Below are 23025 nucleotides of genomic sequence, written 5' to 3' on the forward strand. Positions count from 1 at the left end.
TTTTTATAATTAATTTAAAAAATTTTTAAAAGCTTTTATGAGTATATCTGACATTTCTGTTGGGGGTTTTCGATAAGGATCATCAATCCATTTTGAGAGGATAATCCAAAGACCACCGATGGAGTAAAGGGTCATATATTGTGCATCAATATAGTCATCATAGTTATGCCAATTAGATTTAAATTTCAAGATATTCACAGTTATATTTTCTATCAAATTATTATGCTGTTCTACAAAAGTAAAAAACAATCCATTTTCCTTTAGACATTTTAAAATTTCAATATTTTTATTCCAAAAAGAAAAATAAATAGTTATAACATCTTTAAAGGAAGTTGGATTATTTTTAAGCACAATTTCAAAATAATCATTAAAAAGAAGTAGTGTATATTCTTTAAGCAATTCATTTTTATTTTTAAAATGTCTGTAGAAAGTTCTTCTAGATAATAATGCTTTTTCAGAAATTTCTTTTACTGTTATAGTAGTATAAGACTTTCCTTCTGACATCAAATTCATTAAAGCCTCACATAACCATCTTTTGGATTGTTGAACTATTTTTTCTTTTGATTTATTCATAATTCTCCTCCGAATGTGTCACACATTTAAATTAGATGTAGCACTTATAGCCATTTCATTGACTGTCTTTATATGGATAATTATACTAATAATTAAGTTAACTGTCACTTTTGTGAAAAGGTGTTAATCATGATTAGCCTAATAGTTTTTATTATGAGGTGAAATATGGAGAGTATAAAGCAAAAATTAGTAATTATTATAATGTGTGTAGGTAGTTTTTTATGTATGATAGATACGACAATTATGGTTGTATCTTTACCTAAGATAGAAACGTATATGAATGTTCAATTGTCTAAGTTATCATGGGCTTTAAATCTATATACTATAATTTTTGCTGTATTTACAATATTACTTAGTAGAATAGCAGAGATTAAAGGTAAAAATAAAATCTTTATTTTAGGATTAGTTATTTTTACTATAGGCTCTTGTTTAAGTGGAAGTGCAACTAATTGTAATTTTTTGATTGTCTCAAGAGGAATCCAAGGATTTGGAGCAGCGATTATTATTCCACTTAGTATGACTATAGCTATTTCACTAATAGATGTAGAAAAAAGGCATAAGGTTATAGGAGTACTTGGAGGAGTTCAAGGATTAGGAGCAGCAGTAGGACCAGTACTTGGAGGTTCTATATCTCAATATTTAGGGTGGAGATGGAGTTTCTTTGTAAATGTTCCATTCTTAATAGTTATGATAATTTGTTCTTTCTTCGTATTAAATTTAAAGAAGGAAGAAAGAATAGTAGCTAAGTTGGATATAATTGGAGCCTTTTTAAGTATGGTGTTTTTATTTTCTTTAACACTTGGAATAATAAAAGGAAATGATTGGGGATGGACTTCTGATGAGACTGTTAGTTTATTTGTAATAGCAGGAATAGCATTTGTAGTATTTATAATTTGTGAGAAAAAAGTATCTATGCCCATGATTAATCTTAATTTATTTAAAAATCTAGAGTTTAATGGAGCAGCAATAGTATTTATTTTAGTAAATTTCTTTTTAGTAGGAGTAACAGTAGTAATTCCAACTTATTTAACTAAATTACAGAATACATCAGAGTTTACGGCAGCTTTATTAATAACTCCAATCTCTTTAGTAATAGCATTTACAATTCCAATTGGTTCATTATATATAAAAAAAATAAGTCCTAAATACTTTATATTTATTGGATTTATATCTATTGGAATAGGATATTATTTTTTATCAAGATTAAATGTATCTCAAAATTATAATGAACTAATATTTATAGATATACTTTTAGGTTTTGGAGCAGGATTATTGATGGCTGCATCTAATATAGCAATAGCTTCAGACTTTAGAGGAGAGTTGTTAACTGCATCTCAAAGTGTAGCTAACGTTTTAAGACAGTTTGGGATAATTTTAGTGGTTTCTATATTTTTATCTGTACTAACAATAAATATAAACAATTCAAAACAAAAAATTATATTTTATGCAAAGGGACAAGTGATGGGACTTTCAATACCGAATAAAGAAAAAACTACTATAATTAATGGGATGGAAGAGAAGTTCCAAGGTAACAATATACAACAAGCATCAACTCCACAAGTTTCTACAAGTAGCAAAGAAAAAGTAGATGCAAATATACAGCAAGTACAAAGTATGTCTAACGATGTTAAAATATTTGCAAAGAACGAATTAAAAAATTCGTTTTTAGATTTATATAAATATACTTATCCATTTGTATTTGTAGCTTCTTTAAGTTTTATAATGTTTGCAATAGTAGAAAAGAAGAAAAAGGTAGCAAAATCTAATTTAAAATAGAGAGAATAAGTATGTTAAAATTTTTTATGTTTGATAAAAATTAAAACAAAAAGAGGTTTCAAAATGAAACCTCTTTTTGCTTAAAAATTCATCACATTAACCAAATAAATAAGTAAAGGTAGTATTTTATACGCAAAAAAACTGTACTTATAGGTACAGCTTATACAATCACGGCGAAAGATGAAAAACATCTTCTGGATGCAACTGGCTGGTATAGTTAAAAAACCTTAACCCCTATAGCTTTGCGTCCCTAAATTTCTTTAGGTTTGCCTATAAAATTGTTAATTACTTACAAGCTAATGATAAACCTTTTAAAAGAAAAATGCAAGAGAATTATAGTTTTTTTTTCAAATAATGTTAAAATAAGTATAAATGGGAGGGGAATATGAGAATATATAATGAGTTAATTTTAATTATGGGAATGGTAGGAGTAGCTTTTATATGGGGAAAAGCTATTTTAAAAGTGAGAAATGGTGAAAAGATAAGTAAAACTAGAGAGTTTATAAAATCAATGTTTTTAATTTATTTTGTATCAGTTTTATGGTTAACATTTGGGTTTAAATATGGATTTAGTTTAGAGTTTTATATGAATTTAAATCCTTTTGTAGAAAGTATTAAGATGTTACAGGTTAACACACAAAATGGGTTATATCAAATCATAGGAAATTTAATAATGCTTGTACCCTTAGGGGTATTCTTACCTTTGTTATATAAGAGTTGTAGAAAAGCTTATATAACAACATTTATAGGGTTTTTATTTTCTTTTTTTATTGAAATTTCACAAGGAATATTAGGAAGAACAGCAGATATAGATGATTTAATATTTAATACAGTTGGAGTAATAATAGGATATTTTACATATAAACTATTAAGTAAGATAACAAAGAAAATAGGTAATGATATGCTAGAAAATATGGTATTAGAAAAGGGCATAAGAAAGAGAGTAGTACCTATATTTGTATTGTTTTTTGTAATTATATATATGACGGGAATAAATGATATATATTCACTTATTAAAACGAATGGTGTGGAGGTTGCATCTATTCCATATAAGATAGAAGATGATGGCTATAAAATAGTAAAACAAAATAAGGATGAATATGGAGTAGAAAGATTTTTAGCAGTTAATGAAGAAGGAAATTTAAAATTAGGAGCGTATGATGCTCGTGATAAATATTTATATGGGTTAGGAAAAAAGAAATATACTTTTACATTTGATGAATCTATATTAACAGAGAATATTGGAGAAATCAGTAATGTATATAAAGATGGAGAAAATTTTATAAAATATGAGACTAGTTATAATGATAAGTACGATAAAATTAAAAGTGTTTTGTTATATGGAAAAGTGAAAAAAGGAGACACTATAAAATTAAAATCAAAGTATGGGGAATTTGAATATAAAGCAAAGGAAGAATATATAATGGAAGATGTGGATGTTGAACATTTAAATATAGATTCTCTAGCTTGGTTTGAAATTAGTGTAAAATAAAAGAAAGAATTAAAATAGAACATATGAAAAGGGCAAGGTGAATAGAATGAAGTGGAATATTAAAAAGTTTAACCAACTTACATTAGAAGAATTGTACGAAATAATGAAATCTAGATATGAAGTTTTTGCTTGTGAGCAGAAAATATTTCAAGAGAATGATTTAGACAATCTAGATAAGAAAGTAAAGCATTTATTTTTAGAAGATAAAGGTAGAGTTGTAGCTTATGCAAGAGTTATAAATTCAGGAATAAAGAGTGAATATGCAACAGTTGGAAGAGTTCTTGTTTTAAAAGAATATAGAAGAAAAGGGCTTGCAACAGAGCTAATGGAGAAGGCTATAGAGATTTTAAAGGAAGATGGAGAAAAGAAGATAATAATATCTGCTCAAGCTTATGCAAAAGGCTTGTATGAAGAAATAGGATTTAAACAAATTTCAGAAGAGTATAGTGAAGTAAATATACCTCATATTGAAATGGAGTATATAAGATAAAAGAGAATTAAAATGTACTGAAACTTAAAAGTTTTAGTACATTTTTTTATGGATATATCATAGGAATATATAAGGATAATATTCACTTTTAACTTTTTAAATGGTAAAATTTAACTATAAAAGAGTTTTGGGAGGTTGGCATGAGTAAAAGTTTAGATCTAACAGTAACCTTACTTAAGAGAAGCGGTCAAGAAACTAAATTATTTGTGATAATTACAACTTTAATTTCAGCATTGATTTTTAATTTTCTTAATCTTATGGAAGCAGATCAATTCATGGTACGAGAATCTATAATAGAAAATTTAGCTGAAAGGGGCATGATTGTATATTATTTAATAATTGTTCTATGTGTTGCATTTTTTTGTTCTTTTAAAAGCTAATAACTATTTAATTAAAGTTAAAGGAAATGAAATTGGAATAGAAGCTCTTAGCGGTATTTCAACTTTTTCTTTAGGGTTTTTATTAACAGTTCAAACTTCAATATTAAATTTTTTAGGATATCTATTTGGGATTATCTTAGGAGTAATTATTTCTCCTATATTTAATTATATTGCATTTAAAGAGATTGTTTTTCAGATAGATGTAAGTAGTTTTCTATATATGATAGCATTTCTGCTATTACAATCCTTTACTTTAGGGCTTATAAATCAAGGGTTTGGATATAGAAATGAAATAACGGTTCTTTTAGGAATTAATGATAAGAGTCAATTTGTGGCAGAGGTTTATGATAAAAAATTAAGGTTTAAAAATTTATTGTCTATTCCAATTATGTTATCAATGTTTGCAGTTATTTTTATTCCTTATGAGTTTGTTAAGGAATCTGTAGAGATAGGAGTATTTTTATTTTATATACCAGTTTTAGGATGTATAGCTTTTTTCAATAATTTTCTTCCTTTATATTTAGATAGATTAAAGGAGCAAAAGTTTTTAAATCATAAATATCATTTGATAATTATAAGTAATTTAAAGACATCAATTAAAAAGAATCAAATTATATTTCCGTTTTTATTAGGAGTTGGAACGGCTTTTCCAGTAGTTATGATTTTAAGGGAGTATACATCAGCTAGTATGTTTTTTAATGCATTAGCATTTGTATTAAGTATTATTTTTATAACTTTTTTAATGGTGTTTAATGGTCTATCTACTAGCTTAGATGAAATTAAAGCCTTAAAGCAATTAAGAGTTTTAGGATATTCTAAAAAAGATATAATGTATATATTAAAGACAAAAATAAATATATTTTATTTTATTCTAGTTACTATTCCTCTTATATTTAATATAACTTTGATGACTTATTTAGTTAAAAATCTAAACTTTGATATAGGATATGGATGTCTTTATATAGGAATGTATGTAGTAGTATTTTTTATAACTACACTTATTACTTATATTTATAGTGTAAAAGAGCTAGAAAAGAATTTATTGTAAAGGGGATTTTTTATGAGTAAAATAATTGAATGTATAGATTTATGTAAAGTATATGAAAGAAAACTAGGAATGAGATTTGCAGCTACAGCAAAAACTTTTGAAGAAATAAAAACTATTGCATTAGATAAAATTTCCTTAGGAATTGAAGAGGGAGAGTTTGTAGTTATTATGGGACCATCAGGTTCAGGAAAATCAACACTTTTAAATACAATTTCAACATTAGATATACCAACTAGCGGTAAATTATTTTTTAATGGAATAAGTATAAATAAGATAATTCATGCAGATGTAGATAAATTTAGAGGAGAAAAACTTGGGTTTATATTTCAGAATTTTAATGTGTTACCTAATTTAACTGTATTAGAAAATATTGCAGTTCCTTTAAATCTTAATTCAAAGAAAACTGTAGAAGAGGTACAAGATGCTTGTGAAAAAATTGCAAGAAAAGTAGGTATTGAAGATATTTTGAAAAAATATCCTGTAGAGTGTTCAGGAGGACAAATACAGAGAATATCTATAGCAAGAGCATTAGTAACTAATCCAAATTTAATACTAGCAGATGAGCCAACAGGAAACTTGGATTCTAAAAACTCACATGAAGTATTATCTATACTGAAAGAGTTTAATGATAAAGATAAAAAGACTATTGTTATGGTTACACATGACAATATGATAGCTAGTTACGGGCATAGAGTTATATTTTTGAGAGATGGAAAGATTGAAAGAGAGTTAATTCGTGGCGAAATGAGTCAAAGTGAATTCTTTTATAAGATTGTAGAAATAAATTCAAAAGAAGCAAGAATGTTGTTTAAATAGAAGCATAGAAAGTAAGGGAGATAAAATATCTCTTACTTTTTTTATTAAAGAGAAACATATTTTAAACTTACAAGAATAATTTTCTAATAATTTTAGATTTAATTGGGAATTAATAAACTAAAGAAAAATAGAGGAGGAAACTTTATGAGAAAAATAAGAGTTCTATTTTTAGGGCTTATTTTTATTAGTTTATTTTCATTTAAAGCTTATGGAAGTGATGAATTAGGGATAATTCCAAAACCTTTAGAATGTGAAAAAGGAGTGGGTGAATTTATAGTTAATGAAGAAACTTCTATATATGTGCAAGGAAAAAATAAAGAAGAGACAGACGAACTTTATAATATTGGAGTATTACTTCAGGAGAAAATTTATAAAGGGACAGGATATAATTTAAATATTATAAAATGGGCGAAACCATCAAGTGGAAGTATATTTTTAACTACGTTAGATGGAAGAATTGGATTAGGATATGAAGGGTATAATTTAAAAGTTTTAGAAGATTCAGTACATATAAATGGATTAAAACCAGAAGGTGTTTATAGAGGAATTCAAACTTTGATTCAGCTGTTACCACCAGAAATAGAAGGAATAAAGGAAAGTAAAAATATAAAATGGAATATTCCAGTTCTATCAATTATGGATAAACCAGAATATGAATATAGAGGTTTTATGATAGATGTGGCAAGACATTTTTTCTCTGTAGAAGAAATAAAGAGGCAAATTGATATTGCATCTAGTTATAAGATAAATAAACTACACTTACATCTTAGTGATGATCGGGGATTTAGATTACAAATTAAAAAATGGCCTAAACTAGCTTCTATAGGAGGGCAGACAGAAGTAGGTGGAGGTAAGGGAGGATATTATACGCAAGAGCAGTTTAGAGATATAGTCCTATATGCAAAGGAAAGATATGTTGAAATAATACCAGAGTTTGATATGCCCGGACATACAAATGCTATGCTTGCCTCATATGAATTTTTAAATCCAAATGGAAGAAGGAAAGAATCGTATACAGGAACTAAAGTTGGATTTAGTAGTTTAATGTGCAGAAGTGAAGCTACATATACAATTATTGAGGATATTATAAAAGAAGTAGCAGAAATATCTCCATCAAAATATATTCATATAGGTGGCGATGAAGCAAATGCAACATCTAAAGAAGACTATAGCTATTTTATAGATAGAGTTTCTAAGATAGTATTAAAATATGGAAAGATACCTATTGGCTGGGATCCAGTTGATACTGTAACACAATTAAAAACACCAATCATATTACAAAATTGGAAAGATTCAAATGAAGATGCAAAGAAAAAAGGTATGAAAATGATAATTTCAAGAGCGAATAAAGCTTATTTAGATATGAAATATGATAGAGAAACACCTTATGGTACGGAGTGGGCAGGATATAACTCAATAGAGAATGCATATAATTGGGATCCAACTGACTTTGGACCTAAGACTTTATTATTAGGATTAGAAGCACCACTATGGACAGAAACTATAACTAATTTTGAAGAACTAGATTACATGATATATCCAAGACTTTTAGGTTATGCAGAAATAGGATGGACACCTAAAGAAATGAGAAGTTTTGGTGAGTATAAAAAAAGACTTGAAATTCATAAAAGAAGATTGGATTTAAAGGGTGTAAATTATTATAAAGGATAAAAATAAGTAAAGAAGCTGCTTTTTAGCAGCTTCTTTACTTAGGATGATTTTCATTTAATTCTGTAAATAAAGAAATAAATAGTTCTACTTTTTCTTCACCTACAGCAGTAGTTAAAGCTAAATACCATCCTTGAAGAATATTATTGATAACAGGTACAAGTTCCTTACCTTCACTAGTTAGAAAAACTTTTAAACTGCGTTTATCTGTTTCATTTTTTACTCGAATAATTAAGCTTTTTTGTTCTAGAGATTTGATTATTCTACTAGTTGCAGCTTTATCGACACAAGTGTTTTGAACTAAAACCTCTTGTATAACCCCATCAGTATGGATAAGTTCTTTTAAAAAGCCAAATTCGGCAGAACTTATATTTAAATTAGAATCTTTAATTGCATTAGAGACATAAACATGATACTGCTTTCTAAAAAGAGCAGCATTTCTTAATAAATCTAGTGATGGAATATTCAATGTAAAAACTCCTTTATTCTATATTAAAATTTTCTTATCACTTATTATAACATAAATGGATACGAAAATTGCTAGTATGCAGACTATAGAAGCTCCAAACAAACAGCCTGTAACATTATTTATATTTAATAGATTTGAGAAGAATTGTAATACTATTGGAGATAAAAATTCTCCAAGATATAAAGCTGTAGTAACGATTAATATAGCAAGTCCAGTATGAGTTTTATGAACTATGTTAGAAGCAAAAAGCATTCCAAAAGGAACAATGCTTCCAAAACCAAAACCAACTAAGACAGCACCAACAATAACTAGTAAAAGAGTTGTTGAAGCTCCAAGTATTGCAAATCCTAAAGTCATTGAAACAAAAATCACTATAACATATGAAGACTTAAGTAACTTCATAAGTTTAGGGAAAAGTGTTGCAGAAACTAAAGATACTAATGTACTTATAGAAACCATATTGGCAGCTGTAGATGATGTTCCAAGATCTTTATATTTAATTAAGAAATCCATATTTGTAGGAACAGCATAAAAAGCAATAAGTGCAAGCATAGTTAATATTGCATACTTAAAAATACCTTTATTAAGTTTAATTTCTTCCTCAATCTTTTCAAGATGTATTGGCGATGTATTTTTATGTAAGTTTTTTTCAATATGTTCAGTTGGTATTCTAGGTAAAAATAAAGCAATTAAAATAAAAACAATAATAGCAACTGCATAAACTAAAAATGAATATCTCCAACCAAAACTAGCAAGAAAACCAACTAGAAGAGTTGCTAAAATACCACCTAAGTTTGTAGTAGCAGTAGAAAGTCCCATAAATTTAGCTCTATCTTTTCCGTGGAAAAAATCTCCGATTAAAACTAAAGAAAGTGGAGCAGTGATTCCAAGACCAAGCCCTAAAATAACTTTAGTAAATAAAAGCGTATAAATATTAGAAGCCAAACTAGAAGATAAACCGCCAATAGTAAAAAGTATTAGTCCAATTAAAATAAGTCGTTTCTTAGAAATAAATTTTATGAAAGTCGTATTTAAAAGACCTACAGGAATACAAATTAATGCAGGTAAAGTAACAACATATTTGATTAATGTTGGTGATGCATCAACAAAGTGAGTTTGTATTCCATTAAGTGCAGGAGCCATAGCGGCAGTTGCAATAAGTGAAATAAATGATAATGATAGTATAGTTAATTTTTGAATTATATTCATATGTAAAATCTCCTTTCAAAATTGTTGCTTTAGCAACTAAATAAAATTTAAAATAAAAGTTGCTTTGGCAACTAAAGAAAGTTTATCACCAAATAGTTGCTATGTCAACTAATTATTAGGAATAAATAAAATACAGTAAGGAAAACTTAGTGTATAATATATAATGATTATTATTGAAATAAATTTATATAAAAGGAGATTGATTATGGAATTTTATCCAGTTGCAATAGAAAAACTTATAGGGGAATTTGCGAAATTACCAAGTATAGGACAAAAGACAGCACAAAGACTGACCCTACATATATTAAATCTTCCTGATGAGGAAGTTAAAGAGTTTGCAGAAGCTTTAGTTAAAGCTAGAGGAACTATAAAGTATTGTTCAGTTTGTGGAAACTTTACTGATTCAGATCCATGTGCAATTTGTGGAAATCCTAATAGGGACAAGAGTACAATTTGTGTTGTGGAACAGCCAAAGGATATAATGACAATGGAAAAAGTAAAGGAGTTTAATGGAGTTTATCATGTACTTCATGGAAATCTTTCACCAATGCAAGGAAGAGGTCCACAGGATATAAGAATAAGAGAGTTAGTAGCTAGAATGAGTGATCAAATTAAGGAAGTTATTATAGCTACAAATCCTAATATAGAAGGTGAAGCAACAGCTATGTATATAGCTAAAATTTTAAAACCATTAGATGTTAAAGTAACAAGAATAGCTGCAGGTATTCCAGTTGGTGGAGATTTAGAATATGCAGATGAAGTTACATTATCAAAAGCACTACAAGGAAGAACACAAATATAAAAAAATAGGTATAAACAAAATTAAAATCCTTAAAATAAAGAAAGGGCTCAATAAATTGAGCCCTAGTATAGATGGGAGTTAGAAGTTTTGTTTTGAGAATGAGTGAAAAGCTTCTTATAGTGATATAGTATGGAAGATAGAAAAAAGTGTTCCTTAAAAATAAATTATTTGAATAAATTTTAGAAAAAGAGGCAAGCATTCAAATAAGATAAATTTTAAGGGGGCAAACTATGAAAAAAATTAGCATAAAAGAGTATCTTAATAATATATTAGGAAATAAGAGGGAAAAAGAGTATATACTAGAGCAAATTGAAGCTACTAAAGCTGAAATGCAAATTGCAAGTAGTGTATTTGATAATGTGGAAGATCCATTCCTTATTGAAGCTGCTATATACACAGAAAAGGCAGCTATGAAAAGATACTCATATTATATGAATATTGCAAAGAAAAAAGGATTAGAGGCATCTAACGAATACGTCATTGAGAAATGTACAAGACTTGCAAGTTACTAAATCTTATAAAAATAAGAAAAAAGTGAGGTGAGTTTATGGATGGAATAATTTACATGTTGATAGGATTAGCAGTGTTATATGTAATAATAAAGCTTTTAAAATGGCCAATAAAATTATTATTACACGGAATTGCAGGAGTTATATTACTATATGTAGTTAACTTTATTGGTGTAGGATTTGGAATTCATATAGGAATAAATATAATAACAGCTCTTATAGCCGGTATTTTTGGAATACCTGGAGTAATAGTGCTCTTAATATTTACATTTTTATAAGTGAACATAAAAGGCTTCTTAGAAAAACTCTAAGGAGTCTTATTTTATTATAAAGGAGGAAATTTAATGAAGATTATAGATTTAACACATAGACTTGAAAATGGAATGACAGTATATTCAGAAGAAGAAAATATAAATATAAGAAAAGCAGCCATTTTTGAAAAAGATAAATTTAGAACAACAAACTTTAATATATTTACTCATAATGGAACGCACATAGATGCTCCATATCATCTATTAAAAGATGGGAAGAAGCTAGAGAATTACGAACTAGAGAGATTTTTATTAAAGGTTTCAGTAGTTTATATCCCCGATAAAGAATATATTGAATGTGATGACTTAAAAATATTTGATGAACTTATTTCTAAAAATAAAGGATTAATCATAAAAACAGATCATTATAAGAAATGGAATACAGAAGGATATAATACAGGCTATCCAACGTTAACTAAAGATGCTGCAAATTATTTGAAGGATAAAGGAATAGAGCTTCTAGGTGTAGATACACTATCTCCAGATTTATATAATTCTATCGAAATTCATAAAATTTTATTAGGAAATGATATTTTAATATTAGAAAATTTAAATTTAGAGGGGGTAGAGGTAGAAGAAGGAATGTTAAGTACATTACCTCTTAAATACAAGGATGCAGATGGGTCGTTTGTAAGAGCAGTTATGACAGTTGAATAAGTAAAATTATATATAAAGCTCCCTATAGTTTTAATAGCTATAGGGAGTTTTATTTTTATAAATATAAAAGAAGGTAGACCAGTTAGAATTAAAAAAAATAAATTACGAATAATAAAAAAGATACTATAAATAAATGGTGGTGAAAGTATGAAAAAAAGTAAATTATTATTCTTAGGTGTTATTTTAATAATTCTTAATGTAGGCGCAAGTACTTTAGATGAAAGTTGCGAGAGTAGTTATAGAAATATTGATATGCAAAATATTAATGTAAGCTTAGATGAAAATGAAGAATTAATATGTGAAGCAAAAAATGATGAGGAAAAAGAAGTTTATAAAAAAGGAAAAAAGGTTTTAGAAAAAGCTATAAAAGAAAATGAAGAGTTAAAAAAATATATAAAAGAAACTGTTAGAAAGGGAGAAAGAATAGAAGGAATATCTTATACAGAATGTTACTTTCAAGAGGAGGAAAATTTAGAGGAAGTTAATTCAAAAGAAAAAGATGCAATTGATGAAGGAAAAAGTATATATCAAGGTAAAAAAGCAAAGGAAAGAAAACTAACTTTAATTTCAAGTTTAATTACAAAAAGTGAGATAGTAGGAACAGAAGCATATGCATTATCAAGTGTAGCAATATGGAATAGTAAAGATATTGAGAAAAGAGATATAAAAGATTGTATAAGTTTATGTTGGCCAAACACATATAAATATAATGGAGTTAATGTAATTAAAGGATATTACGATAATAGAAAAGAAGTTAATTTTAATAATGAGGATAAAAGAGATGATTCAGGAATAGTTTGGAGCTTTAAGAGAACTTTAAAGGATAAGGAAAATACTTATAATCCAGATAATATAACAGCAGCAGTTCAGATTATACCAAAAGGAGAAAAGGGAGAAACTAAAATATTTTCATCAGAATACATATTTGACACTGAGAAATTAAATATTAAATTAAAAAAATCTAGTTCTAAAAGATATGGTGGGGTAAAAATAATAAAGGGAAAAACATTAAAAATATCATCACCAATAAAAATTGTTGTAAAATAAAAAATTCAAGATTAAGGAAATTTTAAGAAAAATAAAAGGAGATATTAAGATATTTAAGATAATATAAATGGGTAAAGAAATGGGGAAAAATGGGGAGGGGGAATAATTGAGTGTTCCAATTAGTAAAAAATGAATATATTAAGCTATTTAAGAAACCAAAAAATATAATGGTATTGGTTTTACTAATAGTATGTACATGTATATTAATAGTAATGGGTTATATAGATGAGAAAAATACTAAAAAGTACATGGGAACAGAAAGGCAAATTAATTCATATGAAGAAATAATTAAAAACAATAAAATTGAATTAGGGAATATTGAGAAAGAATTAAATAAAGCTAGTAATGAAGAAAAAATAAGCTTAGAAGAGAGTAAATCAAGATTAAATGAGGATAACCTCTATTATAAAGAAGAGATTAAAAAATTAAATAAAATCTTAGAACATCCAGTTGAATGGAAAGGGATTTTAGAACAGGAACTAGTACAAAGTAGAAAAAGCATAGAGGAATTAACTGAAATAAATAAAGGAATAAGAAATGAAGATGCTAAATTAGATGAAATATTTTTAATAAAAGATAGAATAGCATTTAATGAATATTATTTAGAAAATAACATAAAACCAGTTTATACATGGGAGATGTATCCGAGCTTTACATTACTTAATTTAAGTAACTTTTTTGCACTTATGATTCCGATTTTTATAGTTATGCTAGGAAGTGATATAGTTTCAGATGAAGGAACAAACGAGACTTTTAAATTTTTGCTTATTCAGCCAGAAAAAAGAGGTAGGATTTTAGTTTCTAAACTTCTAACATTAATAAGTATAGCATTAATAAGTATATTTGGAATTCAATTGATTATATTTGTAGGAACAGGAATAGTGCGAGGATTTTCAGATTTAGAAATGCTAGTTAGAATTGGACTAAAGTATGAAATGAATAGTGAGAGCTTAATAAAAGAAGGATACAGCTTAGTAAAACTTATAGTAGGTTCAGGAGAAATAACGAATTATGGAGTATTTTTAGGACAGATGTTAATTTTACAAGCAATCTATATAATAGGATGTTGTTTTGTCACGTTTATGTTCTCAACAATATTTAAAAATAATTTAGTATCTTTAATTTTTTCTACAATAGTAGTAATTGGAGGGGCAGTCGTACCAATGTTTGAAATGGGAGTGCCTGGAAGTGTTCATTTATCATTTTTCATATATGGATGGACAAGAGAGATTATTTCAGGAGAGATGCAGTGGATACTTAAAAATCCTAATATATTAGCAAGTGTAGGTGCTACAGTAATTATAATTACTAGCGGAATAGTATATTTAATAGCACATAATAATTTTAAAAGAAAAGACATCTTATAAGGTGTCTTTTTGCGTTAAAAGGGAAGTTAAGGAAAACTTAAGGAAATGTTAAGTTTTTACAAAGATGATATTAAGATGTTTTGGTTAGTATTTAAACATAGAAAGTTTTAGGAGGAGAATATGAGAGTTTTAGAGGTCAAGAGCTTAAAAAAGAAACTAGGAAAAAGAGAGATAATTAAAGATATAACTTTTAGTGTGGAAGAAGGAGAAGTTTATGGTTTCTTAGGACCAAATGGTTCAGGAAAGACAACAACTATAAGAATGATAGTTGGATTAATTAAACAGAATGAAGGCACTGTAGAGATTTGTGGAAAAGACTTAGATAGAAGAAGAGAAGAAGCTTTAGCAAATGTAGGAGCAGTAGTTGAAAATCCTGCTATATATAAATTCTTATCAGGTAGAGAAAACTTAATGCAAATTGCAAGAGTAAGAAAAGTTTCAAAAGAAGAGGTTCAAGAGTTAATTGGGCTTGTGGGATTAAAAGATAGAATAGATGATAAAGCAAAAAGATACTCCCTAGGAATGAAACAAAGACTTGGAATTGCAGCAGCACTTTTAGGAAACCCTAAACTTTTAATATTGGACGAGCCAACTAATGGATTAGATCCATCAGGAATAATAGAGTTTAGAGAACTTATAAAGAAGATAGCAAAGGAAAAGAAAGTTGCAGTATTTGTTTCTTCTCATATATTAAGTGAAATAGAGCAAATGTGTGATAAAGTGGCATTTTTAAAGGATGGAGTAATAAAATCAGTTGAGACTATGGGACAATCTGTTTATGGAACAAATAAAGAAAATTTTGTTCTTCACCATAATTCAAATGAAGAAGAGGTTTTAAATATATTAAAAATACAACCATTCATTGATAATGTCAGTGTAGCTCATGGAAAGACTCATTTAATAATTCATGAAAAAACTTCATCAAAGCTTTTACGAGTTCTAGTTGAAAAGGGAATAGAGGTAGATGAACTTTATAGAAGTAAAGATGGATTAGAGCAAAGATATATGGAGCTTGTGGAAGGGGTTGAGAAGTAGTGTTTACACTAATTAAAAATGAATATATAAAGTTATTTAAAAGAACAAAAACTTTAGTAATAATAGGGCTTTTACTATTAGGAGCAGCTGGACTTACTTTTATGTTATATAAGTCAGAACAACAAAGTTTAGAATGGCGAAGTCCTGAAAAAAGAATAGAAATAGAAAAACAACAAATAGAATATGAAAAAAAGTATATAAATGATTTAAAAACAGAACAAAAGAATTTAAAAACACAAGCAGAGAAAGATAATTCTAATATAAATATAGAACAATCGAAACAATATATTAAAGATAGAGAAGCGGAAATAAAAAGATTAGAAGATGAAATAAAAAATCCAATAGATTGGAGAGTAACAACAAAGGAAGAAATAAAAGACATCAAAGGTGAAATTGCAAAGATTAAAGAAGATATTGCAAGTGGAGAAATAGAAAGACAATCGCAACTAACATATTATACTGAAAGGTTAGAAGAGCTAGAGTACTATAGTAAAAAAGATTTAAAACCTATAGAATCATGGGAGTTTTATCCGGGATTCTCATTAATTCAAGTAAGCTCTATGTTATGCTTTTTAATTCCATTATTCATAGCGATATTTGGTAATGATATAGTATCAGATGAAGCAACAAATGAAACATTTAAGTTTTTACTTATTCAACCAGTAAAGAGAGGGAAAATTCTTTTAGCAAAATTTATTACATTGATAACTTCGGTATTTTTATTATTATTTGGAGTACAGGGAATAATATTTACAGGAATAGGAGCTGTTAGAGGGTTTGCAGATTTAGATCAGCTTGTAAAGGTTGGACAAAGGTATGAAATTAATCAAGAAATACTAATAAAGCAAGGAAATAAAATTTTAGATGTAATCCCAGGAACAGGTGAGTTTATAACATATGGTGATCTTGTACTTAGAAGCTTAGCTATGCAAGCTATATTTATATTTGCATGTTGTACAGTAGTATTTTTATTCTCAACAATATGTAAAAGTAATATGATTTCAGCAGCAGCTTCAGTAGTTGTTATAGTTGGAGGAGCAGTAGCGCCATATATGATATCTCAACTAGGTGAACTAGCTCATTTATCATTCTTATCATATGGAGCAACAGCACAACTATTGATGGGAGATTTAAATAATAATTTTACTAATCCGGATATAAATTATATGTTAGGTATTGGACTAATGTTAGGCGTAACTATAATTGCATATATAATATCTCATATTAATTTTTCAAAAAAAGATATATTAGTTTAATTTAAAATGGAGAGCTTTAGGGCTCTCTTTTTTTAGAAAAAATTATAATTTTAGAAGAAGAGGCATCTTAAAACATTAGAAAATTAGATTTATAATAAATATTTGATATAATATATAAATATAAAGTTGAAATGAGTAGGAGGCGAAAAAAATGGCTGCTGGTATAGGCGTAAACTGTGAGGAATGTCCCGAGAAAAAAACAGGGAATTGCGATGGAAAAGATTTAGGCTGTGTATGCTTTAAATGTCCAAGAAAGTTAAGTGAATGTATGATTACAAAATATTGTAGAGAAACAGAATCAGTATTATATTTTGGACCAGAATGGTAAATAACAAAATATGAGAAGTTTTTTATATTAGTTATTTTAAAATATTGGTTTAAAAGAGTTTGATGAGGGAATAAATAAAGTATATTGAAATATTATAAATTTTAAAAAAATACTTATAAAAAATCTTGGAATTTATAATAAAATGGTTATTTTCTTATGAAAACTGGATATGTTAATAAAATGTCAAAAAAATAGATTTTTTTTAGACATAGACTTAAAAATTATTGTGATATAATCTTTAAGTAACAGTTAAACAATTTTAAAAATTGCTTGGCTGTTTTTCTTTACAAAAACAATAAAAGGAGCAAAAGATGATGAAGAAAAAAGTGGTTACTATGGGTTCATTGCTTGTTGCACTTGGAATAGTATATGGAGATATAGGAACATCGCCATTATACGTAATGCAAGCAATCCTGTCCACAAATAATAATTACTCTTCAAGAGGGCTGATTTTAGGTGGTGTATCATTAGTATTCTGGACTTTAACACTACAGACTACAATAAAGTACATAATATTCACCTTAAGGGCTGACAATAATGGAGAAGGAGGAATCTTTGCACTATATACGTTAGTAAAAAAATATGCTAAATGGCTGATAGTACCTGCAATAATAGGTGGTGGAGCATTGCTAGCAGATGGTATACTAACACCTCCCGTTTCAGTAAGTTCAGCAATTGAGGGATTAAATGTTATTTTCCCAATAAAAGAGGAAGTAACAATTATAATTGTAATAGTAATAATTTTAGGACTATTTTTAGCTCAAAGGTTTGGAACAGAAAAGATTGGTCGAATATTTGGACCAATAATGCTTATTTGGTTCTTAATGATAGGAATTTTAGGATTTTCTCAAATCACTAAAAATCCAGGAATATTACAAGCAGTAAATCCTTATTATGCATTGAAATTAATCATGCATGGAAATAGTGCTGTATATATATTAGGAGCAGTCTTCCTTTGTACAACAGGAGCAGAAGCGCTATATTCAGATTTAGGGCACTGTGGAAGGTCAAATATTTATTACACATGGGTATTAGTTAAAATATGCTTATTATTAAGTTATTTTGGGCAGGGGGCATACCTTCTAGCAAGAACAGGACAACAGTTTACAGAGAGTCCATTCTTCTTAGTAATGCCAAAGTGGTTTATAATTCCTGGAGTTATAATAGCAACACTTGCAACAATAATTGCCAGTCAAGCACTAATATCAGGATCATTTACACTTGTTTCAGAAGCAATTAAACTTAATATTTTCCCAAGGTTACATATAAGATATCCAAATGGCGAAAAAGGTCAGTTATATATAGGAGCTGTAAACACAGCTTTATGTATAGGTTGTATTGGGATAGTATTAATATTTAAAAAATCAGAAAATATGGAAGCAGCATATGGATTAGCAATTACAATAACAATGCTTATGACAACAATATTGTTATCACAATATATAAGATACAAGAAAAAGAAAAAAGTGTTATGGGTATTCATATTAGTTATATTTGGAACTATAGAAACAAGCTTCTTATATGCAAATAGTTTCAAAATTTTAAGTGGTGGATATATTACATTACTAATAACTGCAGGATTAATTTTCTTAATGTATATTTGGTCATACAGTTCTCAAATCAAAAAGAAATACAGAAGATTTGTTAACCTTTTTGATTACAAAGAAAAGTTTAAACTTATACAGGCAGATAAAGAATTGCCACTTTATGCAAATAACATTGTTTATTTAACAAAATCAAAAAGATGGAACGAAGTAGAAAATAAAATAGTTTATTCAATATTTAATAAAGATCCTAAGAAAGCAGAAAATTATTGGTTTATAAATATCACAGTAACAGATGAACCATATACAAAAGAATATAAATTCAATACAATACAAGAAAATAGAGTATTTAGTATAGAATTTAAATTAGGATTTAGGTTATCACAAGGAGTAAATACACTTTTAGCTGAAGTTGTACAACAATTAATGGAAAGTGGAGAAGTTCAATTTACACCAAAAGAATATATGATAACATCAGGAAATAGAAAAGCTATAGGAAACTTTAAATTTATATTACTTGAAGAAGTACTTCATAGTGAAAGCACATTTTCAGGATGGGATAAATTTATTCTTTCAGCAAAACTACTTATTAAGAAACTTACAGTTTCACCACAAAAATGGTATGGAATGGACACGAGCGTAGTTGAAGTAGAAAAAGTTCCAATACTATTTGGTCAAAATCGTTCAGCAGGAACATTAAAAAGAATATATGATAAATAAAAAGAAAGCATCTCGGCTTAGAGATGCTTTCTTTTTTATGAAAAAGATTTACCTATCTGTAAATTAGGAAGAAAATTTATAATATAGCAATCTACTGTATAGCATGAACCATACTTGTTAACATAATGATGAAGTGCCTCATCTAGATAAGCTTCAGTAATATTAAAATATTCAGCAAGCTCGTATTTGAATTTACAACCAGCATTAAAAGCATTAATTAGGCCAGATAAGCCAATAAGCTTATCATACCCCCAAGCTCGAGCTAGAAGTTCTTGTTTCCTATTGGAGATATTAAATCTTTGCTCTTTAATATCTCCTACAGTTAAAATATAGTGGCCTAATTCTTCAGCTAAAACACAATTTTTTTCACGCTCAGTAAGATTGTGCTTTATAGCGATTCTATTCCCATAGCAAAGGCCTTTTTTAGTTATTAAATCAACTTCCTTTACAATTGCACCTAGAGTTTCAGATTCTATTAATAATTCCTCATATTGCAATGAAAACACCACCTTTAGTTAACTATTCCAAAAATCATAATCTTCCATAATAGTTCTATCATGGTTGTAATCATCTTCCGAAAAATCGCCATCTAGTTCACAAGCTGCATTAGGAATTAAGTGTTGTTCATCACTAAATTCTTCAGTAAATGGCTTTTTGTTTAAAGTAGTAATTAATTTTGAATTAGAACTATAATTATATTCTGTAGTAACAGTTGTTGTGTCATGTGAATATTTTTCACTATCAATTAAATCAGAAGTATAAGAAATAACTTTACTTTGCCCCAATGAATTTAATTTTCTAAAATTATTCAAATATTCTTGTTCTTCTAAAGAAAGCTCAATAGAAGATGGAGTAAATCCTAAAAGCCATATGGGATCAATATTTAAAGCTTTTGCAATTATACCTAGTTTATCAATAGGAATATTTTTTATAGAACCAGTTTCATATCTTTGCAGTGTAGATTTACTCATATTAGTTTTTTCAGCTAAGTCTTGATAAGACAAATTTAATTCTAAACGTCTAGATTTAACTCGTTCCATAATAGCAGTTAAATTTTGAGAATTAGTTACATTATCCATTACCTCACCTCTAATATAATTATAAAACAAAATTTCAAAAATGCAACGAAAAAGTTTTAAACCTAGTAAAAAGTTGCAAATTTGGGTTGACATAGAGAAAAATGGATTGTATTATTTAATTATCCTAAATATGCAACAGAGGTGAAATATGAAATATAATGAACTAAAGAAATTAATGAAAGATAAAAATTACTCTCAGAAAAAATTAGCCGATAGACTGAAGATTTCTAAGCAAACATTAAATTTGAAAATGAATGGAAAAGCCCCATTCCTAATCTTGGAAGCAGTAGAAATAATAAATATATTGAAAATTGAGAATCCAAAGGAAATTTTTTTTGAAGAATAGTCCCAAATATGCAACGGGAAAGGAGAAGTATATAAGTGGAACATAAAAAAGTTGTAAAGTTAGAATATGAGATTAATTTATCTGATAAAAACAAAGGAGAAAAAATGAATAAAGAAAGAGTACAAGCAGCGATAAGAGCATTAAATAAGTTAAATATATTAAAGGAAAAAATTGAAGTTTTAGATGATGAAATTGAAATAATAAAAACTGAGTATAATAGTATTAAAAGTATTAATTATAGTGGAATAAGTGCTAAGCAAAATAAAGTTAGTGTAATAGAAAAAATTGTAATAAATAAAGAAGAGCAATTATTAGAATTATATACTAAAAAGGCAGAACTAGAGCTTGAAGCAAAAGATATAGAGAGAAAATTAAAAAAGCTTAATGAAAAATATAGAATTGTAATTGAAGGAAGATATGGTGAACATAAAAAAACATGGAGACAACTTGCGAATGAGTTGATGTATAGTGAAAGTTATTGCAGAAATAAACTAATTTATTCAGCACTATTAAATTTTGAAGAAATGCTAGAAACATCAAATATTTAAATTAAAGAAAGCTATAACTAGGTTTATTATAATTAGAAATTTAGTTATAGTTTTTTTTTGTATAGAAATAAAATAGATAAATTATAAAATAATATTAAAAAGGACAAAAGGGGTATAAAAGAATTACTTTAGTGAGCAAATGGAGTGAACACAAGATAAAAAATACATGTTATTCTAATATCATCATAAAAGGTTAAACACAGAGCAAGAGAACTTGAAAACATTCAAGTTCTTTTTTATATAACTTTTTATAGAAAATAACAAAATTTTAGGAGGATTTATTATGAATCAACAAGTAGAACAAAATAAAATTATAGAAGGGAGATTTGTAGGACTAAAAGATTTCTTTGTAGCTGAAGTTTTAGAAAATACAATGGATACTTACTCAGCAGATGAGCCAATTATGTTATCAAGAGCTATTAATGCAAAAATTGCACCAAAGTACAACAGTACAGCAGTATATTCAAACAATACAACAGAATATGCAAGTTCATTATTTGAAAGTGGAACAATAACACTTAGTGCAAATGATTTATCACCAGAAATGAAATCAATATTATTTGGACACAAATATAATTCAGAAACAGGACTTTTAGATTTAAGTGTAGATGATGTAAGTAATCCAGTAGCAATTGGATTTAGAGCAACTAGAAGTAATGGATGTAAACAACAATTAAGATGGTACTATGTATGTGTATTCTCACCATCAACAGAAAGTTTTGCAACATTAAGTACAAAAGAAACAGTTCAAGACTTCCAACTTACAGGACAATTCGTAGGAAGAGCAAAAGATGGGAAATATGGAGTTGAACTAGATGAAGAGTATATTTCAGCAACAGCAGATGTAGGGAATTTATTAACTAATTGGTTCTCAGCAGTTATAGATGATAGTAATGTAGAAACTTATATTGGAACAGGAATAGCAAAACCAACTGAAGCATTTGAAACATCAAGAGAAGCATTTAGAAGATAGAAATTATTAAAATAAAAAGTTAGATAGGAGAAATATTATGTTAGAATTAGAATTTAATAATACGCGATATGAATCAAAAGGAATTACAGGAAGAGTAAAGCTTGAACATGCTAGATTAGTAGATAAATTAGCAAAGAAGAATATAGATAAAATGGAAGGCTCATCAGCGGACTTCATATTAGAAGAATGTAAATTTATATGCAAGGCATTTAATGATCAATTTACTTTAGATGAATTTTTAGACTATGTTCCAGCAGAAAATATAGATATTATATTTTTTAGAATTGGAGATTATATAAATAAAAAAGTAGAGTCTAACATAAGAAATATCATAAAAAACTAGGATTGGAGCCGAAGGAAAGTTCAGGCTCCATTTTTGATGAATGGGATAAACAAGATATATATCAAAAAAACAAAAAGTCAGTAGAAAAAAAATCTACTGACTTTTATTATTATCTGTTTCATTATGCACAACAAAAATGCAATATGGGATTAGAGGAATGTTTAGATATGAATATATATGAGTTTGTAGATTATTTAGAGTTTATAACAAGATTAAACTCTAAAAATAAATAGTATGCC

General features: G+C 27.5%; 27 protein-coding genes and 1 riboswitch. Of the genes, 22 read left to right on the forward strand and 5 right to left on the reverse strand.

Annotated elements, in window-relative coordinates; translation table 11 throughout:
- Positions 1-9: 9 nt before the first annotated feature.
- A complete protein-coding gene (locus Q0W06_RS04695; protein ID WP_297632044.1) occupies positions 10-573 on the reverse strand; it encodes a TetR/AcrR family transcriptional regulator in 564 nt (187 codons plus the stop codon).
- A 165-nt stretch (positions 574-738) separates the two neighbouring features.
- On the opposite strand from Q0W06_RS04695, the gene Q0W06_RS04700 reads away from it, so the two are divergent.
- From Q0W06_RS04700 to Q0W06_RS04730, 7 genes are all read left to right on the forward strand, one after another.
- Entirely contained in the window at positions 739-2349 is a 1611-nt protein-coding gene (locus Q0W06_RS04700; RefSeq protein WP_297632047.1) for an MFS transporter, read from the forward strand.
- Between the two features lie 196 nt (positions 2350-2545).
- A riboswitch (cyclic di-GMP riboswitch) is annotated at positions 2546-2630 on the reverse strand.
- A 104-nt stretch (positions 2631-2734) separates the two neighbouring features.
- Positions 2735-3841 (forward strand): VanZ family protein, encoded by a 1107-nt coding sequence (locus tag Q0W06_RS04705; protein WP_297632050.1) that lies wholly within the window; start codon positions 2735-2737, stop codon positions 3839-3841.
- 46 nt (positions 3842-3887) lie between these two features.
- On the forward strand, positions 3888-4331 hold the full coding sequence (locus Q0W06_RS04710) for a GNAT family N-acetyltransferase (protein ID WP_297632053.1): 444 nt from the start codon (positions 3888-3890) through the stop codon (positions 4329-4331).
- Between the two features lie 140 nt (positions 4332-4471).
- Positions 4472-4711, forward strand: coding sequence for a hypothetical protein (locus Q0W06_RS04715; RefSeq protein ID WP_297632055.1), 240 nt, complete (start codon positions 4472-4474; stop codon positions 4709-4711).
- Positions 4680-5759 carry a hypothetical protein gene (locus tag Q0W06_RS04720; RefSeq protein WP_297632058.1) on the forward strand — a complete coding sequence of 360 codons (1080 nt, stop codon included), beginning with the start codon at positions 4680-4682 and terminating at the stop codon, positions 5757-5759. Before Q0W06_RS04715 ends, Q0W06_RS04720 begins: the two co-directional genes overlap by 32 nt.
- A gap of 12 nt (positions 5760-5771) precedes the next feature.
- Positions 5772-6575 carry an ABC transporter ATP-binding protein gene (locus tag Q0W06_RS04725; RefSeq protein WP_297632060.1) on the forward strand — a complete coding sequence of 268 codons (804 nt, stop codon included), beginning with the start codon at positions 5772-5774 and terminating at the stop codon, positions 6573-6575.
- A 144-nt stretch (positions 6576-6719) separates the two neighbouring features.
- A complete protein-coding gene (locus Q0W06_RS04730) occupies positions 6720-8246 on the forward strand; it encodes a family 20 glycosylhydrolase (RefSeq protein ID WP_297632062.1) in 1527 nt (508 codons plus the stop codon).
- Between the two features lie 34 nt (positions 8247-8280).
- On the opposite strand, the gene Q0W06_RS04735 is transcribed toward Q0W06_RS04730, so the two are convergent.
- Positions 8281-8712 carry a MarR family transcriptional regulator gene (locus Q0W06_RS04735; protein WP_297632063.1) on the reverse strand — a complete coding sequence of 144 codons (432 nt, stop codon included), beginning with the start codon at positions 8710-8712 and terminating at the stop codon, positions 8281-8283.
- Between the two features lie 18 nt (positions 8713-8730).
- Positions 8731-9921 carry an MFS transporter gene (locus Q0W06_RS04740; RefSeq protein ID WP_297632067.1) on the reverse strand — a complete coding sequence of 397 codons (1191 nt, stop codon included), beginning with the start codon at positions 9919-9921 and terminating at the stop codon, positions 8731-8733.
- Between the two features lie 205 nt (positions 9922-10126).
- Between Q0W06_RS04740 and recR the strand changes: the two genes are divergently transcribed.
- The 10 genes from recR (at position 10127) to Q0W06_RS04790 (ending at position 19497) form a co-directional block, all read left to right on the forward strand.
- Positions 10127-10723 carry a recombination mediator RecR gene (gene recR / locus Q0W06_RS04745; RefSeq protein ID WP_297632070.1) on the forward strand — a complete coding sequence of 199 codons (597 nt, stop codon included), beginning with the start codon at positions 10127-10129 and terminating at the stop codon, positions 10721-10723.
- A gap of 230 nt (positions 10724-10953) precedes the next feature.
- Entirely contained in the window at positions 10954-11235 is a 282-nt protein-coding gene (locus Q0W06_RS04750) for a DUF2508 family protein (RefSeq protein ID WP_297632073.1), read from the forward strand.
- A gap of 35 nt (positions 11236-11270) precedes the next feature.
- Complete coding sequence (locus tag Q0W06_RS04755; protein ID WP_297632076.1) at positions 11271-11510, forward strand: pro-sigmaK processing inhibitor BofA family protein; 240 nt, start codon at positions 11271-11273, stop codon at positions 11508-11510.
- Positions 11511-11576: 66 nt separating this feature from the next.
- Positions 11577-12200: a cyclase family protein gene (locus tag Q0W06_RS04760; RefSeq protein WP_297632079.1), complete on the forward strand. Its 624-nt coding sequence runs from the start codon at positions 11577-11579 to the stop codon at positions 12198-12200.
- A gap of 147 nt (positions 12201-12347) precedes the next feature.
- Positions 12348-13247 carry a hypothetical protein gene (locus Q0W06_RS04765; RefSeq protein WP_297632081.1) on the forward strand — a complete coding sequence of 300 codons (900 nt, stop codon included), beginning with the start codon at positions 12348-12350 and terminating at the stop codon, positions 13245-13247.
- A 110-nt stretch (positions 13248-13357) separates the two neighbouring features.
- Positions 13358-14614: an ABC transporter permease subunit gene (locus Q0W06_RS04770; RefSeq protein ID WP_297632084.1), complete on the forward strand. Its 1257-nt coding sequence runs from the start codon at positions 13358-13360 to the stop codon at positions 14612-14614.
- A 120-nt stretch (positions 14615-14734) separates the two neighbouring features.
- The gene (locus Q0W06_RS04775; protein ID WP_297632087.1) at positions 14735-15649 is read left to right on the forward strand and encodes an ABC transporter ATP-binding protein; all 915 of its coding nucleotides are present in this window, start codon (positions 14735-14737) and stop codon (positions 15647-15649) included.
- Entirely contained in the window at positions 15649-16905 is a 1257-nt protein-coding gene (locus Q0W06_RS04780) for an ABC transporter permease subunit (RefSeq protein ID WP_297632089.1), read from the forward strand. The genes Q0W06_RS04775 and Q0W06_RS04780 overlap by 1 nt, the downstream gene beginning before the upstream one ends.
- Positions 16906-17056: 151 nt before the next feature.
- Entirely contained in the window at positions 17057-17233 is a 177-nt protein-coding gene (locus tag Q0W06_RS04785) for a hypothetical protein (RefSeq protein WP_297632092.1), read from the forward strand.
- Positions 17234-17547: 314 nt separating this feature from the next.
- Complete coding sequence (locus Q0W06_RS04790; RefSeq protein ID WP_297632257.1) at positions 17548-19497, forward strand: KUP/HAK/KT family potassium transporter; 1950 nt, start codon at positions 17548-17550, stop codon at positions 19495-19497.
- Positions 19498-19532: 35 nt separating this feature from the next.
- Here Q0W06_RS04790 and Q0W06_RS04795 read toward each other — a convergent pair whose 3' ends face one another.
- Complete coding sequence (locus Q0W06_RS04795) at positions 19533-20003, reverse strand: ImmA/IrrE family metallo-endopeptidase (protein ID WP_366516752.1); 471 nt, start codon at positions 20001-20003, stop codon at positions 19533-19535.
- Positions 20004-20012: 9 nt separating this feature from the next.
- Positions 20013-20576, reverse strand: coding sequence for a helix-turn-helix transcriptional regulator (locus tag Q0W06_RS04800; protein WP_297632098.1), 564 nt, complete (start codon positions 20574-20576; stop codon positions 20013-20015).
- A gap of 148 nt (positions 20577-20724) precedes the next feature.
- Here Q0W06_RS04800 and Q0W06_RS04805 point away from each other — a divergent pair, with 148 nt between their 5' ends.
- The 5 genes from Q0W06_RS04805 to Q0W06_RS04825 all read left to right on the forward strand — a co-directional run bounded on the left by Q0W06_RS04805 (position 20725) and on the right by Q0W06_RS04825 (position 23019).
- Positions 20725-20922 carry a helix-turn-helix transcriptional regulator gene (locus Q0W06_RS04805; protein ID WP_297632101.1) on the forward strand — a complete coding sequence of 66 codons (198 nt, stop codon included), beginning with the start codon at positions 20725-20727 and terminating at the stop codon, positions 20920-20922.
- A gap of 35 nt (positions 20923-20957) precedes the next feature.
- A complete protein-coding gene (locus Q0W06_RS04810) occupies positions 20958-21470 on the forward strand; it encodes a hypothetical protein (protein ID WP_297632104.1) in 513 nt (170 codons plus the stop codon).
- A gap of 283 nt (positions 21471-21753) precedes the next feature.
- Positions 21754-22443 (forward strand): major tail protein, encoded by a 690-nt coding sequence (locus Q0W06_RS04815; RefSeq protein WP_297632106.1) that lies wholly within the window; start codon positions 21754-21756, stop codon positions 22441-22443.
- Positions 22444-22480: 37 nt separating this feature from the next.
- Positions 22481-22786 carry a hypothetical protein gene (locus tag Q0W06_RS04820; RefSeq protein WP_297632109.1) on the forward strand — a complete coding sequence of 102 codons (306 nt, stop codon included), beginning with the start codon at positions 22481-22483 and terminating at the stop codon, positions 22784-22786.
- A 2-nt stretch (positions 22787-22788) separates the two neighbouring features.
- Complete coding sequence (locus Q0W06_RS04825; RefSeq protein WP_297632112.1) at positions 22789-23019, forward strand: hypothetical protein; 231 nt, start codon at positions 22789-22791, stop codon at positions 23017-23019.
- The last annotated feature ends 6 nt before the right edge of the window (positions 23020-23025 follow it).

Origin of the sequence: uncultured Clostridium sp., assembly GCF_947072515.1 — a bacterium.
In the GTDB taxonomy this organism is placed as follows: Bacteria; Bacillota; Clostridia; order Clostridiales; family Clostridiaceae; genus Clostridium.

Excerpts from the sequence above, each read along its gene's own strand:
- Q0W06_RS04695 (WP_297632044.1), bottom strand. The coding sequence starts at position 573 with ATGAATAAATCAAAAGAAAAAATAGTTCAACAATCCAAAAGATGGTTA.
- Q0W06_RS04700 (WP_297632047.1), top strand. The coding sequence starts at position 739 with ATGGAGAGTATAAAGCAAAAATTAGTAATTATTATAATGTGTGTAGGT.
- Q0W06_RS04705 (WP_297632050.1), top strand. The coding sequence starts at position 2,735 with ATGAGAATATATAATGAGTTAATTTTAATTATGGGAATGGTAGGAGTA.
- Q0W06_RS04710 (WP_297632053.1), top strand. The coding sequence starts at position 3,888 with ATGAAGTGGAATATTAAAAAGTTTAACCAACTTACATTAGAAGAATTG.
- Q0W06_RS04715 (WP_297632055.1), top strand. The coding sequence starts at position 4,472 with ATGAGTAAAAGTTTAGATCTAACAGTAACCTTACTTAAGAGAAGCGGT.
- Q0W06_RS04725 (WP_297632060.1), top strand. The coding sequence starts at position 5,772 with ATGAGTAAAATAATTGAATGTATAGATTTATGTAAAGTATATGAAAGA.
- Q0W06_RS04730 (WP_297632062.1), top strand. The coding sequence starts at position 6,720 with ATGAGAAAAATAAGAGTTCTATTTTTAGGGCTTATTTTTATTAGTTTA.
- Q0W06_RS04740 (WP_297632067.1), bottom strand. The coding sequence starts at position 9,921 with ATGAATATAATTCAAAAATTAACTATACTATCATTATCATTTATTTCA.
- recR (WP_297632070.1), top strand. The coding sequence starts at position 10,127 with ATGGAATTTTATCCAGTTGCAATAGAAAAACTTATAGGGGAATTTGCG.
- Q0W06_RS04750 (WP_297632073.1), top strand. The coding sequence starts at position 10,954 with ATGAAAAAAATTAGCATAAAAGAGTATCTTAATAATATATTAGGAAAT.
- Q0W06_RS04755 (WP_297632076.1), top strand. The coding sequence starts at position 11,271 with ATGGATGGAATAATTTACATGTTGATAGGATTAGCAGTGTTATATGTA.
- Q0W06_RS04760 (WP_297632079.1), top strand. The coding sequence starts at position 11,577 with ATGAAGATTATAGATTTAACACATAGACTTGAAAATGGAATGACAGTA.
- Q0W06_RS04765 (WP_297632081.1), top strand. The coding sequence starts at position 12,348 with ATGAAAAAAAGTAAATTATTATTCTTAGGTGTTATTTTAATAATTCTT.
- Q0W06_RS04775 (WP_297632087.1), top strand. The coding sequence starts at position 14,735 with ATGAGAGTTTTAGAGGTCAAGAGCTTAAAAAAGAAACTAGGAAAAAGA.
- Q0W06_RS04785 (WP_297632092.1), top strand. The coding sequence starts at position 17,057 with ATGGCTGCTGGTATAGGCGTAAACTGTGAGGAATGTCCCGAGAAAAAA.
- Q0W06_RS04790 (WP_297632257.1), top strand. The coding sequence starts at position 17,548 with ATGAAGAAAAAAGTGGTTACTATGGGTTCATTGCTTGTTGCACTTGGA.
- Q0W06_RS04800 (WP_297632098.1), bottom strand. The coding sequence starts at position 20,576 with ATGGATAATGTAACTAATTCTCAAAATTTAACTGCTATTATGGAACGA.
- Q0W06_RS04805 (WP_297632101.1), top strand. The coding sequence starts at position 20,725 with ATGAAATATAATGAACTAAAGAAATTAATGAAAGATAAAAATTACTCT.
- Q0W06_RS04815 (WP_297632106.1), top strand. The coding sequence starts at position 21,754 with ATGAATCAACAAGTAGAACAAAATAAAATTATAGAAGGGAGATTTGTA.
- Q0W06_RS04820 (WP_297632109.1), top strand. The coding sequence starts at position 22,481 with ATGTTAGAATTAGAATTTAATAATACGCGATATGAATCAAAAGGAATT.